14 protein-coding genes are annotated in these 16,014 nt (G+C 50.6%); 9 read left to right on the top strand and 5 right to left on the bottom strand.

Annotated elements, in window-relative coordinates:
- Position 1 precedes the first annotated feature (1 nt).
- Entirely contained in the window at positions 2-1,489 is a 1,488-nt protein-coding gene (locus ACM5Q9_RS11150) for a peptidylprolyl isomerase (RefSeq protein ID WP_418144817.1), read from the bottom strand.
- Positions 1,489-3,879: an LPS-assembly protein LptD gene (locus ACM5Q9_RS11145; protein ID WP_418144816.1), complete on the bottom strand. Its 2,391-nt coding sequence runs from the start codon at positions 3,877-3,879 to the stop codon at positions 1,489-1,491. Before ACM5Q9_RS11145 ends, ACM5Q9_RS11150 begins: the two co-directional genes overlap by 1 nt.
- 304 nt (positions 3,880-4,183) lie before the next feature.
- On the opposite strand from ACM5Q9_RS11145, the gene ACM5Q9_RS11140 reads away from it, so the two are divergent.
- From ACM5Q9_RS11140 to ACM5Q9_RS11120, 5 genes are all read left to right on the top strand, one after another.
- On the top strand, positions 4,184-5,230 hold the full coding sequence (locus tag ACM5Q9_RS11140; RefSeq protein WP_418144815.1) for an aminoglycoside phosphotransferase family protein: 1,047 nt from the start codon (positions 4,184-4,186) through the stop codon (positions 5,228-5,230).
- Positions 5,230-5,955, top strand: coding sequence for an N-acetylmuramate alpha-1-phosphate uridylyltransferase MurU (gene murU, locus ACM5Q9_RS11135; RefSeq protein WP_418144929.1), 726 nt, complete (start codon positions 5,230-5,232; stop codon positions 5,953-5,955). Before ACM5Q9_RS11140 ends, murU begins: the two co-directional genes overlap by 1 nt.
- A gap of 39 nt (positions 5,956-5,994) precedes the next feature.
- Complete coding sequence (locus tag ACM5Q9_RS11130; protein WP_418144814.1) at positions 5,995-6,699, top strand: DUF6776 family protein; 705 nt, start codon at positions 5,995-5,997, stop codon at positions 6,697-6,699.
- Between the two features lie 111 nt (positions 6,700-6,810).
- A complete protein-coding gene (locus tag ACM5Q9_RS11125) occupies positions 6,811-7,518 on the top strand; it encodes a response regulator (RefSeq protein ID WP_418144813.1) in 708 nt (235 codons plus the stop codon).
- Positions 7,515-8,918, top strand: a complete 1,404-nt coding sequence (locus ACM5Q9_RS11120; RefSeq protein ID WP_418144812.1) for an ATP-binding protein — start codon at positions 7,515-7,517, stop codon at positions 8,916-8,918. The genes ACM5Q9_RS11125 and ACM5Q9_RS11120 overlap by 4 nt, the downstream gene beginning before the upstream one ends.
- A 10-nt stretch (positions 8,919-8,928) precedes the next feature.
- Here ACM5Q9_RS11120 and ACM5Q9_RS11115 read toward each other — a convergent pair whose 3' ends face one another.
- Both ACM5Q9_RS11115 and ACM5Q9_RS11110 read right to left on the bottom strand, forming a co-directional pair.
- Positions 8,929-9,951 (bottom strand): cytochrome d ubiquinol oxidase subunit II, encoded by a 1,023-nt coding sequence (locus tag ACM5Q9_RS11115; RefSeq protein WP_418144811.1) that lies wholly within the window; start codon positions 9,949-9,951, stop codon positions 8,929-8,931.
- Positions 9,948-11,099 (bottom strand): cytochrome ubiquinol oxidase subunit I, encoded by a 1,152-nt coding sequence (locus ACM5Q9_RS11110; protein WP_418144810.1) that lies wholly within the window; start codon positions 11,097-11,099, stop codon positions 9,948-9,950. Before ACM5Q9_RS11110 ends, ACM5Q9_RS11115 begins: the two co-directional genes overlap by 4 nt.
- Before the next feature lie 109 nt (positions 11,100-11,208).
- Here ACM5Q9_RS11110 and ACM5Q9_RS11105 point away from each other — a divergent pair, with 109 nt between their 5' ends.
- The 4 genes from ACM5Q9_RS11105 to minE all read left to right on the top strand — a co-directional run bounded on the left by ACM5Q9_RS11105 (position 11,209) and on the right by minE (position 14,928).
- A complete protein-coding gene (locus tag ACM5Q9_RS11105; protein WP_418144809.1) occupies positions 11,209-12,960 on the top strand; it encodes a glutamine--tRNA ligase/YqeY domain fusion protein in 1,752 nt (583 codons plus the stop codon).
- Positions 12,961-12,984: 24 nt separating this feature from the next.
- The gene (minC, locus tag ACM5Q9_RS11100; RefSeq protein ID WP_418144808.1) at positions 12,985-13,746 is read left to right on the top strand and encodes a septum site-determining protein MinC; all 762 of its coding nucleotides are present in this window, start codon (positions 12,985-12,987) and stop codon (positions 13,744-13,746) included.
- 89 nt (positions 13,747-13,835) lie between these two features.
- The gene (minD, locus tag ACM5Q9_RS11095) at positions 13,836-14,651 is read left to right on the top strand and encodes a septum site-determining protein MinD (RefSeq protein ID WP_418144807.1); all 816 of its coding nucleotides are present in this window, start codon (positions 13,836-13,838) and stop codon (positions 14,649-14,651) included.
- A 1-nt stretch (position 14,652) separates the two neighbouring features.
- Positions 14,653-14,928: a cell division topological specificity factor MinE gene (minE, locus tag ACM5Q9_RS11090; protein WP_418144806.1), complete on the top strand. Its 276-nt coding sequence runs from the start codon at positions 14,653-14,655 to the stop codon at positions 14,926-14,928.
- Between the two features lie 178 nt (positions 14,929-15,106).
- On the opposite strand, the gene ACM5Q9_RS11085 is transcribed toward minE, so the two are convergent.
- A partial coding sequence (locus ACM5Q9_RS11085; protein WP_418144805.1) for a YadA family autotransporter adhesin occupies positions 15,107-16,014 on the bottom strand: 908 nt, incomplete at its 5' end.

The following is a 16,014-nucleotide window of genomic DNA, read 5'->3' as shown; positions in this document are numbered from 1 at the left end:
TCTAGTTTCTGGCCGAGATAGAGCCGCTCAGGCGATTGTCAATAAATGACTGTGAGCGCAGTTGCTGCAGCCAATCGGTAAATATGGGCTCTGCCCGCTGCTCATACAATGTCTGGCGAGCCAGTGTACGACGGATTTCAGGCTGTTTGTCTCCGGAACGACGATCAAGCACTTCGATAATATGCCAACCAAAAGCGGAGCGCACCGGATTGCTGATTTGTCCGGGTTGCAAATTGGCCACCGCTTTTTCAAACTCGGGATCAGCCACACCCGGGGCAAGCCAGCCAATCTCTCCACCCAAGGGAGCAGAAGAATCTTGTGAGAATTTACGTGCCACGTCTTCGAACGACTCACCATTGCTTAAGCGGTTATGCAAGCTTTGGATTCGTTCGTAAGCCTGCTTGTCAGAAACCACCGGACTGGTTTTTACCAGAATGTGGCGAACGTTGGATTCGGTTATATTAACCGGCCCTGCCTGCTTGGCAGCAACCTCCATGGGAGAAAGCTGCGGCCTGGGTGGTGGTGGCGGCTGCACATTGACAACACGCTTGTTTTCTTTAACCAGGCCACGGCGTTCAAGCACTTTCAAAATATGAAAACCGTTGGGCGCCTTGAATACGCCAGTAGTACGCCCGTCTGCCACGTTACGAGTAGCGTTCACGAACAATGAAGGCCAGTCTTCAAAGAGGCGAATACCCAATTGCCCGCCATTACCTGCCTCGGGAGCATCGGAATACTCTTTGGCAACCGCAGCAAAACTGGTGCCACGCCTGATTTTACCCATCGCCTCATTGGCTTTCTTGCGGGCGGCTTCCACCACATCTTCAGAAGCATTGTCGGGAACACGAATATATATGTGTTGCAAGGCAACCGCCTTGGGCTCAAATGAGCGCTCTATCACCACCTGTTTCTGGGGTGGGGGGGCAATATACTCAACTTCTTTTTTAGGGAGCACACCGGTAGGGTGCTGCTTCAAAAAGGCATCAACATCAGCCTCGGTCACACTGATACGACTTTGAATAATACGATTGCGCAACTGCTCCATCATCACTTCACTGCGCAGGTTTTGCAGATATTCATCCCACTTCATGCCAGAACGGCCAACTTCTTCTTTCAGGCGATCGACAGAGATGTTATTGCGCTGGGCAATCGTAGCCAGCACCTGATTCATCTGGGCATCACTAACCGTGACACCCATGCGCTCAGCATCCTGCTTCATCAGCTTTTCATCGATCATGGACTGAAGTACCTGATCACGGCTTGCGCCTCCCTGCCCGCTAATCCGCAAGGATGCCATCCGATTGTCCAGCTCCCGTATGGTGATGATTTCAGTATTGACTACCGCGGCTATGCCATCACCAAACTGAGCTTGTGTTTTCGCAGTTTTTCCGGCAATACCCGGTGCTGCCTGCGCCACCACTGGCAAAGCAAGGCAGAAAACGGGAATGGTTGCAAATGCGAATTGGCGTACGCGTTTTAGTCTACGCATTATTCATACCTTTCAAATGTAGATTTTACTGGGACCGGGACGGTTGTTGATTCATAACCCGGCACATTTTCTCTTAACAGACTCATTGGATCACTACCCAGTGATCCAAGACCGGATAATTCCAATTGTAAGAATATAGCAGAATTTGCCTTTTCTTTTGAAACGGCGTAACGCTGCATGACTACGCGGCCGGTCCAGCAACAGTTGCCTTTGTATTCAAAACCAAGAATGGATTGTGTAACGCGCTTGTCTTGAAGTGAGTAATCAATGCGGCCAACGCCAGATATATTTTCGGTGAACGGCCATTGTGCTGACAAGCTCGTGGTTTCCTTGCCCTTCAACTGGTAACGCAGTGGATTGCCCATTGCATCCAGCAAGGGATCCTGCTGGTAACGGTAAGACATGGAAATACTGGTCAGGCGCTTGGGCTTCCAGCGTAAAGAGGCATACGACTGCACCACATTACGGTCGGCGGAGTCCACCTGCACCGCCAATTCGGTGTTCAAGGTATCGGTAAGCGCTGCACTCAAGCCAGCCAAATAATCCGACTTGGACTGTTTACGGGCTTCTTCACCTGGCAAGGTAACCCTCTGGTCTTCAAAATAAAACCGTTGCGCCAGTTGCAAAGACAGGCGCTCGAATCCGCTGTCTTCATCCAGCCAGCGACTGGTTATTCCCATCGTCAACTGATTGGCACTGTTAATACGATCCCAGCCACCACTATAACGGTTTTCCGCGTAAGCAGTACCAAAACCAAACTGGCTAAGGGCGGTGTCATAAACGGGAATATCCGACTGGTCTTTATACGGAATGTACAAATAATATAATCGTGGCTCAAGGGTTTGCAGGGACGGTTTTCCAAACAAGGTAGTGCTGCGTTCGAATGTCATCCCGCTATCGACCGAAAAAATAGGCAAAGTTCGGCTTATGGAGCGATCCTGGGTACCAGCCTGGCTCCTGAAAGCATACTGTCCAAATTCCTTGTACCAGTCAGTCTTATAGTGGGAAACATGCAAACCGGCCTTGGGTGTGACATACCAACCTGGACGGACAATAGGGTAACTGATGCTGTTATAAGATGAGAAGCGGGTTCCATCGGGAGCCTGATGACCGTCTGTCTTGGACAGGTCAACAATATCACCAAAATAAGTGGGGAACTCAAAACGGGTCAGGGTATTGTCTGTTTCGACATCAAACCCGTTCCAGTTATATCGACGGCCACGCACCTTGAATTCGGGCACTTTTTCATATTGGCCATATAAGCGGCCTAATGTTTCGTCTTGCAAGGTTTGATACTTTTGCAGCGTTAAGTAGCCGCTCCAGTATTGATAGCCCGACCAGCTTAAAGTAGCCCGTTTTGACAAATAGGTCTGATCGGCCTCATTCAGGCCCATCGTGGTAAAGTCACGAAAATAGTTATCGTCAGAAGCCCCGTTCCAGTCCAGGTCCAGATTGAAATTCAGACCCATGAACTGCCCAAGGCGATGATCATGCAAAATGGAGTACGACCAGCGTTTATCGCGTGTATCCATATCCTTGTTAATGTAGGTACCCGCAAGCGAACCTTTGTATCCGGGCATCAGATAGCGGAATTCACCGCCCATTAACAAGCCCCGCTTACTGAGATAGCGGGGAGTTATGGTTGCATCATAATTGGGCGCCAGATTGAAAAAATAAGGGACGGCCAAATCATACCCACCGCGTGATGTATAACCGTAGGTAGGCGTCAAAAACCCCGTTTTCTTTTCTTCCCTGACAGGAAACGTCAGGTAAGGGGACCATAGTACAGGCACGCCCTTGATATAAAGCACGCCGTTTTTGGCAATCCCTTCGTTCTCATCATCATAAATATCAACCTGCGGAGACTCGATGGTCCAGAATTTTTCGGGGCAATCACAACCAGAATAAATCACTTCCCTCAATCTCATGTGATTCTCATCAAGGGCTTCTGCCTCGCTGGCCGTACCGCTTCCGCCTCCCGCCAGATTAAAAACCGGTTCAAAGAATTTGCCGCTGTCAGTATTAATGTTGTATTGCAGTCCCGTGCCGGTAATCAGGGTACCATTCTTGAAGAAACGGGTGTTCCCGGTTGCCATCAAATTACCGGTATCGTTATTGAAACGGATTTGATCACTTTTCAGGATAGCGTCGGTACGCCTTACTTGGGCCAAACCATGCAAGGTAATATCACTGCTATTATTGTTGTAATCAGCCTTGGCACTATCAGTGAAGGTAACAATACTGTTTTTATCCTGGGGAGTTACCTCCAACAGGGCAGAATCGAGCAAAGTCGGGTATTTATCAATACGCATCCCAGGTGCAGCCAGCGCATGACCGGTATTGGCCAGCGAAACAAGCATTAGCAGAGTAAAAGCACGAACTTTACGCACAAAAAGCAAATCCATTCAAGATTTTATTTATATGGAACACAGACATTTTTACTCCCGGTTGCAAACGACTACGCATGACATTGCTTTTGCAGACTATTTTATTGATGCAGAAAAGACAAAAACCGGTTAAAAGCTTAAAATAGGTTTTTTCCAGAGTAATTGCCAAGTCGAAACGACCAATTATAGTAGTTGCTCTTTAATATAAATCGTTATTTTTAATTCTTTCACTGAAATTAAACCGATTTTACATTCAGGAATCAGGTTTCGTCACCCATTTGTCGCGAAATACTCATATTTTATAATTATGCCCTTAAACGTTTCAGCAGATCCCCGCAAAGATGCCTTGCAACAATGGCTGGCCAGCATTGCAAATGCCCATAACATCCAGCTTGAAAGCCTTCGCCCGGCATCCAGCGATGCCAGTTTCAGACGCTATTTCCGCGTGGACACCAACAAGACCCCCCTTATCATCATGGATGCGCCACCACAGCACGAAAACTGCATACCATTTATTGATATTGCCGAAAAACTGGCCAAAGCCGGCCTGAATGTTCCGGCCATTCTTGAAAAAGACCTCGAAAACGGCTGGCTTCTGCTTTCAGACCTGGGCAATGACACCTATTACCAGCGCATTCAAAAAGGCGTCGATGACACTACCTTGCAATCACTCTACCGGGATGCCCTTAAAGCACTGGTAGGCATGCAGCAGGCCAGTGTTCAGGACCTGCCTCTTTATGATGCGCAGCGACTGCGCGATGAACTGGAACTGTTTACCGAATGGTACGTAAACCGCCATTGCCAAAGCCAGCTAAGCGATGACGAAAAAAACGCGCTTGAAAAAACCTTCGGCCTGTTGGTCGCCCACAATGCCAAGCAACCATCCGTGTTCGTGCACCGTGATTACCACTCGCCCAATTTGCTGGTGTGTGACCAGGACATCTATGGTCCCAATCCGGGCATCATTGATTTCCAAGATGCCGTCAATGGCCCCATTTCCTACGACCTGGCTTCCTTGATCATGGATGCCCGCACCACCTGGGAAGAGCCCCAGCAACTGGACTGGGCCATTCGCTACTGGCAAATGGCACAAGAGGCAAAACTGCCCGTCCCCGATGATTTTGCCAATTTCCACATCGACTACGAATTCATGGGCCTGCAACGCAATTTACGCATTCTCGGCGTATTTTCCAGACTTTCCATCCGCGATGGCAAAGACCACTACCTGCAGCATATTCCCCGCGTCAATGCCTATGTACGACAGGTTGCCAACCGCTATCTTGTTTTCAAGCCCCTGCTGCGGCTGCTAGACCGGCTTGACAACATCGAACACAAAGTGGGGTATACATTTTGATCCAGGCCATGATTCTGGCAGCCGGACGTGGCGAGCGCATGCGCCCGCTTACCGACACCCTTCCCAAGCCGCTACTACCGGTAGGCGGCAAGCCCCTTATTTTGTGGCACATAGAGCGCCTGGCCAGTGTTGGCATTACCGACATTGTCATCAACCATGCCTGGCTAGGTCACAAAATAGAAGCAGCTTTGGGCAATGGCAACCAGTTTGGGGTTGCCATCGAATACTCTCCTGAAGCCCCAAAAGGCCTGGAAACAGCGGGTGGCATTGCCAATGCCCTGCCCCTGTTGGGCGAGCAGCCTTTCCTGGTCATCAATGGTGACATCTGGTGTGACTGGAACCCCATGCAGGCTGTTACAGTTGTTAACCATTTGCATAATGCATCAACACAAGCCTGGTTGCTCATGGTAGATAATCCTCCCCATCATCCAGAAGGGGATTTCCATCTGGATAACCAGGGTTTATTGCACAATAAAATCGCGGCCGGCCTTAACCACACTTTCGCCGGGATTGGCGTTTATCATCCGTCCTTTTTCAGGGGCGTCAATCCACAACAGTCAATGCCACTGGCCCCTCTGTTGCGTTTGGCCATGCAAAGCCATCTTGTTGAAGGCGCCCTGCATACCGGGCAATGGATCGATGTTGGAACGCCCCAAAGGCTTGCAATGCTTGACCAACAGTTACAATGTGATCACAAAGCCCCCGCTGCCTCCATTCAACCCTAATGAATTCACTTCATTTCGTAACCAAAGGATAGTTCAGTAATGTTTGGATCTTCAAAAAGAGCCGTTTTCAAACCATCTGTTTATGAAAGCAGTAGCAGCCGACGCGGCAAACGCATGCCACGCTGGCTTGTCATCCTTTTTACTGGTGTAATTATTGGCGCAGGCGGGTTCTGGTTTCTGCAAACCAACTATGGTCCCAAACGTCTTAGCGTGGAAGAATCCAATAACCTGACCAATGAAATCAGCCTGCTGACACAGGACAAGCAACGCCTGCAAGCCGAACTTGAAAAAACCACCCTGGATCTTGATGCCCTGAAAAAAAGCAATTCTGCCCAAGGCAACACCCTGCAAAGCAGCCAGGAACGCATCCAGCAGCTAACAGCCGATCTTGAACTCATCAAAAAAGCCATTCCTGCCGACCCAAGCGGCAACCCGCTAGGCATCCGTGCTGCCGAATTTGAAGCGACAATGGGCAAGCTCGATTACAAACTGCTCATCATGAAAAGCGATGACACCGAGCCCGATTACAAAGCACAACTGGAATTCATTGTTGAGGGAAGATACCGCAATGGCAAAACCGGCTATGCTGAAATACCCCCCACCGAGATCAACGTCACCAACTTCCAGCAAGTCAGTGGCAGCCTCGAGTTGCCGCCAACCTTGACACCCAGAAAAGTCACGATCCGGGTTCGCAGTGCTGACAATCAAAAAACCCAGGCCAACCGCACTTTTAATATCAGGTAAGCCATTTCAACCCTTGATTTTGCGGGCGGTGCTGATTTCCGGGCATCCTTCAATTTCAATTTATTTCCAAGGCTTGCCTAATGACAGGTATTTTGGCAAGATATGGACATTATGGAAAAACAGCTTATCAAAATTCTCGTGGTTGATGACGACCCGGCACTTAGGCAATTGCTTGCCGATTACCTTAACCGGCACGGCTACGATACCCTGCTGGCGCCGGATGCCACAGACTTGCCTCAGCGAATCACCAAATTTTCACCCGACCTGATCGTGCTTGATCGCATGCTACCGGGTGGAGATGGCCTTGATGCCTGCCGCAAGCTACGCAGCCAGAATGAAGATATCCCGATTATTTTGCTGACTGCCCGCGATGAAACTGCTGACCGCATTATTGGCCTTGAATCAGGGGCCGATGATTACCTGGGCAAACCCTTTGATCCACGGGAATTGCTGGCCCGCATAGAAACCGTATTGCGCCGCAAAAAAGGTCCTTCGGCACTGGTCAAGGAAACGCCAATCAGTTTTGGGCCATTTACCTTTGATCCGGCAAGGCGCCAGTTATTCAAGGATGACGCTATCGTTAAACTTACCGGCGGCGAAATCAACCTGCTCGAGGCCCTGGTAAAAAATCCGGGCAAACCCCTGTCCCGCGAACGCCTGCTGGCATTGGCCCGCGATGACGATGAAGGTGAACGCAATGACCGCGCCATCGACATTGCCATCCTGCGCTTGCGCCGGGCTATCGAGAACGACCCTAAAGACCCACGCTGGATCCAAACGGTATGGGGAATCGGCTACCGGTTTTCCCCTGATGCATGAAAAAAATCAAATTATGGCCCCGCTCCCTGCGACTGCAAATGATTCTCATGATGCTGGGCACGATCATTCTGGTGCAGGTCGGCAGTCTTTCAGTTGGCAATTACCTTAGGGAACGCTACATAGAAGATGTGGTGGTCAATTATCTTACCACCACTATTCGCACATTAAGGGCGGCAGTTGCCCAGATCCCGGTCGAAAACAGGGCCAGTTTTATTGAAGAGGCATCGCAAAAAAAATGGCGTTTATGGTCACGCCAGCTGCCACAGGATACCCGGTTTTCACAACCCTTACGCCGGGACGACACCAACCTTCCTCGCAGGGAAAAAACCACCGACTTCCCTTCAGGCGACCTGCGCAACAACTTACGCGACCTGATTGCCCACCTTAACCGTGAGCTGAATGACGGCACCCGGGTAGGTCTGTCACGTGGTGAAGAACCACGCATGTACATCTCGCTTATGCCCCAGCTAAACGAATTTGACAATACCGTGATTCGGGAATGGCTGGTCATTCCGCTAGACCGGATCGAACCCCCCAACATGCAGGCCATCATGATGGCATGGCTAAGCATTAACCTTTTGCTGATTGCCCTGGCAGCCGGCTTTGCATGGCATATCACCCGTCCACTCACCCGCTTGAGCAGGGCCGCAGACCAGTTGGCCAAAGGCCACCCGGAAAGGGTAACGCCGGCAGGCCCCACCGAAACCCGCTTGCTGGGCGAACGTTTCAATGCCATGCTTGATGCACTTGAAGAATCAAAATTAGTCCAGCAGACACTGCTGGCTGGCTTGCCGCACGACCTGAAAAGTCCACTGGCACGCATGTGGCTCAGGCTTGAAATGACCGACGACCTGGCGCTGAAAGAAGGCATGCGCAACGACGTGCAAGACATGCAGCGCATGATAGACCAGTTCATTGGCTATGTCCGGGGCTCGGACCCTGGCACGTATACTTTCAGCAAACTTGAACTGAACACCTGGATTGACGAACGGGTTTCATCCTGGGAAGGTGCAGGTAGCCCCGTTTTCCTGAAATCCATGCCAACACACAAGATCTTTGTCAATGCCGATGGCCTGGCATTGGGCCGCCTGCTGGACAACCTGATCAGCAACGCCCTGAAACACGGCAAGCCCCCGGTTGAAGTGCATGTACGCACCGATCACAAAAATGTGGTGATCTCTGTTTGTGACCATGGTGAAGGAATTCCGCTTGAACGCCGTACCGAAGCCCTGCGGGCATTTTCCCGGCTGGATTCGGCACGCACCAAAACTGGCAGTGTGGGACTGGGATTGGCACTGGCTGACACGATAGCCAAAGCCCATCATGGACTTCTGGAACTAGGCAGCAGTGAAACGGGGGGACTGCGGGTAGACATTACCCTGCCCCTGGCAAATGCCTGACTCAAACCAACTAACGCAGCTTGTCAAAAATATCCCCGTACACCCAGCCAAAATACACCAACATGACCGGCAGGGCAAAGGCCATGCCCACTACCAGCAAACGCATGGTGGCGACCGAATCGATACTGTCCCACAGGCTTAACTCATCATAAACCAGGAAGGGGAAATAACTGTATGCAAACCCCGCCACCGCCAGCATGATCACCAACACCAGCAATATAAATGGCAAGCGACCCAACCAATCATTTTTATGTGCATGTCTTAGCAGAATTTCAATCATCACAAACAAGCTTAATATCAGCAACCAGCCCGGTAAAACAATACCCAGCGTATCAAACAGCGCCCATTTATAAAAAATACCAGTATTACTAAATCCAAGAGCAGCCATCACGGCAAATAATCCGGTTGCGCCCAGCCTGACCGTACGACGTGCCCATTTAATGGCCATTGCCTGCAGGGAGTCTTGCGAAGCACTTACCCGCATCACCAGCCATAACGACCCCAACAAGGCATACAGGGCTACAACACACAGGGCGATAGCCAACGCAAACAAATCATAGCCGGGTTCTTCCTGAAAATTAACCGCGAATTTGCCTACAATCCAGCCCTGCCCAAGTACCATGCATAAGGAACCGGTAAAAAACAGGGAAGTCCAGAAATGACGTAACCAACCGGTTGAACGCAGCCGAAACTCGTAAGCAATATTACGCACCAGTACGCCCAACGCAATACTTATCATTGGCCAATACAGGACACCAAAAATAAAAGCCCAGGCTTTGGGAAAAATGGCCATGAAAAACACAATGCCCAGCAATAGCCAAAATTCATTGATGTTACGCCATGGACCAAGCAAGCCAATCATGCGATTACGGTGCTCGCCGGCAAATGGCAACAACAACGCAACGCCCAGATCAAAGCCGTCCAGAATAACACCCATAAGTACCAACAGGAAAAAAGCCGCCATGCAGGCCAGTGGCATCCAGAATACCGGATCATAAGTGCTTAGACCTAACAGATTCGCCAATTCAGTCATGCGGCGGCCCCTATTGTTTTACGCACGGGTACCACACCATAGCGGGCAGCCTGATAAAACATTTGTATAAAACTGGCGGCAATCGCCAGGTAAACAGCCAGATAAGCCAATGAAGACAGCACCAAGGCGTAGGCACTTAAATGCCGGAAAACTTCCTGCAGGGCAATTTCTCCCTGCACAATAAAAGGCGAGTTGCGAAAATAAGTCAAGGCACCTGTTAACAAGACCAGCAGCCACCCCGAAAAAGTCATCCAGGAACACCATTTTTGGAAAAAAACCGGTGTTTTGCCAATTTCCCGTTTTTTGAACCACAGGTAAAAAGAAGAACCCGCCATCACTGACATCATAAGGCCTAGCAACAGGATCACGCCCCACCACACCTTGCTCCACCCGGTGTTCACAAAAGGCACAAACAGCTTATCCTGAACAAAAAATCCGGGCAGGACAGCACATCCCAAACCAAACAAAGCCATTACCAAGCCAATCCGAAAACTCAAGTTTTCAGCCTGGCTCAGGGGCCGCTTAAGGGCTTGCCACGCACTGACACCCATCATCATGAAACCCAGGCACAGGCCAGAACCGGCAAAAACCAGCAGCAGCCGCCAGGCAATTTCATGGTGCAACAAAATGGCCGTCCAGTCATAGACCACCATATTGCTTTCTGTCTTAAGGGTTCCCTGAGGGGCATTCATCCACGACTGCAGGGCCAGCATCAGGTAAATGATCGCAGTCACCCCCAATGCCGACATCAACACTGATGCCGTATGCCACCCTTCTTTCATTTTTCCTTTGTGGTAAAGCATGCCGTTAAGGAAAATCAATTTACAGGCAAAAGCCAGCAAGACAGCCAAACACGCCAATGGCCCGGCCACACCGGCTATTTTCATGAGCAGTGCCGGCCATAGCGTACCAACCTGTATCAGCAAAGGAATGGTAACGGCCACGCTGACCACCATGGCAAGGGCAAATACCCGCACCCAATAGCGGTAAACCCCTATCCAGGCTTCCTGCCCGGTCCGGTGCCAGGTCAACTTCAAAAAAAGCAACATCCAGCCCGAAGCAAACAGCACGGCAACAAATACCGACAAGAACCCAAGAGAGCCAAAAAACTGCCATTCAGCAAGCAGAAGCGGGGAAATTTCAAGCATAAGCAACGATTCGCAAACTATTTTGTTTAACTATGATTATTCACCGTGAGTCTAACCCCTGAACGTGGCAGAATGTATGCTATTTCATGATTTATTGATAAATTTCTGTATGACTGATTTCTCAACTGATGTACCCGTTTCCAATTTTTTGCGAACCATTATTGAAAATGACCTGAGTGCAGGACGCTACCAGTCCAAAAAATGGGCAGGCGTACCCGGCCCTGCATCGGTACAGGCCAATGCGCCCAAAGACAGCGCCAGAATCCGCACCCGTTTTCCGCCCGAACCCAACGGCTACCTGCACATTGGGCATGCCAAAAGCATCTGCCTTAACTTCGGGCTGGCCCGGGATTATGGCGGTATCTGCCATTTGCGCTTTGATGATACCAACCCCGAAAAAGAAGAACAGGAATACGTTGATGCCATCAAGGACACCGTGCAGTGGCTGGGTTTTTCCTGGACCAACAACGGCCAGGAAAACATGTATTTCGCCAGCGACTATTTTGAATACATGTATGACTTTGCCCAAGCCCTCATACAAGGCGGCTACGCATACATAGACATGCAAAGCCCTGAGGAAATGCGGGCCAATCGTGGCACACTGACCTCGCCCGGCACCAACTCGCCATGGCGCGACCGCCCCGCAGAAGAATCACTGCAGCTGTTTATTGAAATGCGTGAAGGCAAGCACCCCAACGGCAGCATGGCCCTCAGGGCAAAAATAGACATGGCTTCGCCCAATATCAACATGCGTGATCCGGTTATTTACCGTATTCGTCATGCTGAACACCACCGCACCGGCAACCAGTGGCCTATTTACCCCATGTACACTTTTGCCCATCCGATTGAAGACGCGCTGGAAACCATTACCCACAGTATTTGTACCCTGGAATTCGAAGACCAGCGCCCCTTCTACGAATGGGTCCTGGAAAAACTGGTTTCCCTGGGTAAATTGAATGAGCCGTTGCCAAGGCAATATGAATTTGCGCGCCTCAACCTGAACCACGTGGTCACCAGCAAACGCAAACTGCTGCAACTGGTTAAAGAAAATCACGTAAATGGTTGGGATGACCCACGCCTGCCTACTTTGGCTGGCCTGCGCCGCCGTGGCTACACACCAGAGTCGCTGCGCTTGTTCTGTGACCGCATCGGTGTTTCCAAATCAGACTCACGCATTGATTACAGCGTTCTTGAACAGGCCCTGCGCGACAGCCTTGATCCGGTTGCCGACCGTGCCGTAGCCGTACTCGACCCGCTTAAACTGGTGATTACCAATTACCCTGAAAACCAGCAGGAAGAATGCAGTGCGCCTAAAAACCCGCACAACCCGGAACAGGGTCGCCGTTCTTTCCCGTTTACCCGTGAACTCTGGATTGAACGCGATGATTTCAGGGAAGAGCCTCCCAAAAAATATTTCCGGCTGTTCCCGGGCAACCAGGTACGCCTGAAATACGGTTATGTCGTTCGCTGCACCGGCTGTGTCAAAGATGAACAAGGCAATATCACCGAGGTTCATGCCGAATACCTGCCCGACACCAAAAGCGGTACCCCAGGTGCAGATAGCGTCAAAGTCAAGGGCAATATTACCTGGGTCAGCGCCAAATTCGCCCAGCCTGCCACCTTCCGCATCTACGACCGACTGTTTACCGATGCCCATCCCGACGGCCACGACAAGGACTTCCTGGCGTGCATCAACCCCAACTCGATGCAAACCGTGCAGGGTTGGCTGGAGCCAGGCACCCAAACCACACCGGGTGCGCACTGGCAATTTGAGCGACTGGGCTACTTTACCGTAGATCCGGACTCAGGTGAAATACCTGTTATCAACCGCAGCGTAACCCTGCGTGACTCATGGATTTAACTTTTTTCCGAAACAGGCATTACTGTGACAAGCAAAGCCAATACAACTAACGCACTCATCTTCAAAAGTGCTTCCCTGTTTGCATTACGCATTGTGCTTAATAGCAGCGATACTGCTACCCTTAAAGAGGCCATTAGCCGGAAAATGACAGAAGCCGGCAGCCTGTTCAAGGACGAGGCGGTCGTGCTTGATGCGACCCGGATCAGCGAAGCCCCCGACTGGGCCGCCCTGATCCCCCACTTGCAGGCCAACCACTTGCCGGTCATTGGTGTCATGGCCGAGGGCGCCGTTCTGGACAGCGCCCGCAAAGCCGGACTGGTGCCAGTTACGCTATCCACCCCCTCCAACGCCAACCGCGTGCCAGACGAACCACCGCCAGCCCCCATACCGCAAGCAGCACCTGCAAAGCCTGAACCCAAACCGGCCCCGGAGGCTCCACAAACCGAACCCGCCTTGGTCATCAAGCGACAGCTACGCTCGGGACAACGCGTGTATGCCCGCAACAGCGACCTGATTGTTATTGGTGCCGTTGGCCGGGGGGCCGAAATTATTGCCGATGGCAATATCCATGTGTACGGCCCTTTACGAGGCAAAGCCATCGCGGGTGCCCGGGGAAACACGCAAGCCAGGATCTTCACCACCCATCTGGATGCAGAGCTGTTGGCGATTGCAGGCATTTACCGCCTTATTGACGCCGACTTCAACCAGAACCTGATCAGGCAATCGGTTATCGTAGAACTGGAAAATGAATCACTCAGCTTCATTGTCAACAATGAGCATAAGTAACAGCGGGAAATTTTAATTTTTTTTACAGTTGAACAAGGTCATTATGCGGTAAGATAATGACCACTTAAAGATTACAGGAATATCTTTTCATGGCACGTATTATTGTCGTTACATCAGGTAAAGGCGGTGTGGGCAAAACCACCACCAGCGCCAGTTTTTCTGCAGGCTTGGCCATGCGTGGCCACAAAACCGTTGTGATCGATTTCGACGTCGGCCTGCGCAACCTGGACCTGATCATGGGTTGCGAACGCCGCGTTGTTTACGACTTCGTCAATGTCATTCACGAAGAAGCTACCCTCAACCAGGCCCTCATCAAAGACAAACAGCTTGAAAATCTGTTTATTCTTCCTGCCTCCCAAACCCGTGACAAAGACGCGCTTACCAAAGAAGGCGTAGGCAAAGTGCTTGAAGACCTGGCAAAAATGGGGTTTGAATACATTGTGTGCGACTCTCCCGCCGGCATTGAAACCGGTGCATTGATGTCCGCCTATTTTGCCGATGACGCCCTGGTTGTTACCAACCCCGAAGTCTCATCCGTACGTGACTCTGACCGTATTCTGGGCATTTTATCTTCCAAATCAAAACGTGCCGAAGAGTCACAAGAGCCCGTCAAGGAATTCCTGGTACTTACCCGCTACAACCCCAAACGTGTCGAAGATGGCGAAATGCTTTCACTGCAAGACATTGAAGACATCCTGCGTATCAAGCTGATTGGTGTGGTGCCAGAGTCCGAAGCGGTGCTTCAGGCATCCAATGCAGGTATGCCAGCCATTCACCTGAAAGACACCGACGTGGCTGAAGCCTACCAGGATATCGTCGCCCGTTACCTGGGCGAAGAAAAACCCCTGCGCTTTACCGAATACGAAAAACCGGGCTTGCTGAAACGGCTCTTCGGAGGAAAATAATATGTCATTCCTAAAGTTTTTTCTTGGAGAAAAAAAGTCCTCGGCCAGCGTTGCGAAAGACCGCCTGCAAATCATTCTTGCACGTGAACGAAGCCCGGGCAGCACCGAGCCCGACTTCCTGCCCGCTTTGCAAAAGGAACTGATTGAAGTCATCTCCAAATACATCAAAATCAACGCTGATGACATCAAGGTTCAACTGGATCGCAAAGATACCCTTGAAGTACTTGAAGTCAAAATTGAAATGCCGCAAGAAGACAAAAGCAAAAAAGCGGAGTGACACGTGCATTCGGTTCCCACGCGCAGGAATGCGTTTGGTGATGCCACTGCCATAGCGTAGCCCATAAAAAAACGCTGCATATCTTTTGAATATGCAGCGTTTTTATTTAAGTGGCAAGTATAAGCTTCTTTAACAGCACCAACCTGATACCAGGCTGGCACTGCTACTCATTTAACAATTACCACTCATACCCAACACTGGCACCATACATAAAGTGACCACGAGAGTTACCACTGACACCACCTTTAAATATCCAGTCACCACTTGTAGACCTTGTAGACAAGCCGACAGCATAACCTTGTTCACCACGGTAACCGGCCGTACCTAAACTCACTACACTTTTACCTGGGGTAGAAGCCTGTGGCAAGCTAGCCAATGCACCTGCAGCCGCAGAACCCGCACGGTTATCTTTATCAAGACGATTCATGTCACTGCGTATTGAATCAATACGGCTAGACACGCTGTTCAGCTGACCCATGTTAACCGCATCGGTATCAGCAACACCAGCGGCTACATTGGTAATCCGCTGACCACCGGCATCAATACCATTGGCAGAAATACTTGGACCAACCTGTGCCCCCGCTATATTCTGGAACGACAAGCCATTACCATTCAGTACAGTAACACCACCAGTTGCGCTATAAACTTTAACCCCATTGGTATCCATAACAGTATCACCGGTAGTAAGGCGATTTGCCGTTACGTCACCAATCACACCCAAATCACCACCAATAGTGGCGCTGTTAATTACGGTCAGGCTGTCTGCCTGGACTGAGTTGGCAAAAGTTGCAAGACCAGCCACATCCAGTGTTCCACCAATATTGCCGTTACCAATGACTCCCAAATTACCGCCCAGGGAAGTATTACCCGCCACGCCAAAATCACCACCGACGTTTGAATCACCGGTAACACCCAGGTTACCGCCCACACCGGCATCACCAGCCAGGGAAGTATTACCCGTTACACCCAAATCACCACCGACGGTTGAATCACCGGTAACACCCAGGTTACCGCCCACACCGGCATCACCAGCCAGGGAAGTATTACCCGTTACACCCAAATTACCACCGACGGTTGAATCACCGA

This window comes from Advenella sp. RU8 (assembly GCF_048381675.1).
Taxonomy (GTDB): Bacteria; Pseudomonadota; Gammaproteobacteria; order Burkholderiales; family Burkholderiaceae_B; genus Advenella.
This window is presented reverse-complemented; position numbering and strand designations above follow the sequence as displayed.

Excerpts from the sequence above, each read along its gene's own strand:
- ACM5Q9_RS11150 (WP_418144817.1), bottom strand. The coding sequence starts at position 1,489 with ATGCGTAGACTAAAACGCGTACGCCAATTCGCATTTGCAACCATTCCC.
- ACM5Q9_RS11140 (WP_418144815.1), top strand. The coding sequence starts at position 4,184 with ATGCCCTTAAACGTTTCAGCAGATCCCCGCAAAGATGCCTTGCAACAA.
- ACM5Q9_RS11130 (WP_418144814.1), top strand. The coding sequence starts at position 5,995 with ATGTTTGGATCTTCAAAAAGAGCCGTTTTCAAACCATCTGTTTATGAA.
- ACM5Q9_RS11125 (WP_418144813.1), top strand. The coding sequence starts at position 6,811 with ATGGAAAAACAGCTTATCAAAATTCTCGTGGTTGATGACGACCCGGCA.
- ACM5Q9_RS11120 (WP_418144812.1), top strand. The coding sequence starts at position 7,515 with ATGAAAAAAATCAAATTATGGCCCCGCTCCCTGCGACTGCAAATGATT.
- ACM5Q9_RS11115 (WP_418144811.1), bottom strand. The coding sequence starts at position 9,951 with ATGACTGAATTGGCGAATCTGTTAGGTCTAAGCACTTATGATCCGGTA.
- ACM5Q9_RS11110 (WP_418144810.1), bottom strand. The coding sequence starts at position 11,099 with ATGCTTGAAATTTCCCCGCTTCTGCTTGCTGAATGGCAGTTTTTTGGC.
- ACM5Q9_RS11105 (WP_418144809.1), top strand. The coding sequence starts at position 11,209 with ATGACTGATTTCTCAACTGATGTACCCGTTTCCAATTTTTTGCGAACC.
- minD (WP_418144807.1), top strand. The coding sequence starts at position 13,836 with ATGGCACGTATTATTGTCGTTACATCAGGTAAAGGCGGTGTGGGCAAA.
- minE (WP_418144806.1), top strand. The coding sequence starts at position 14,653 with ATGTCATTCCTAAAGTTTTTTCTTGGAGAAAAAAAGTCCTCGGCCAGC.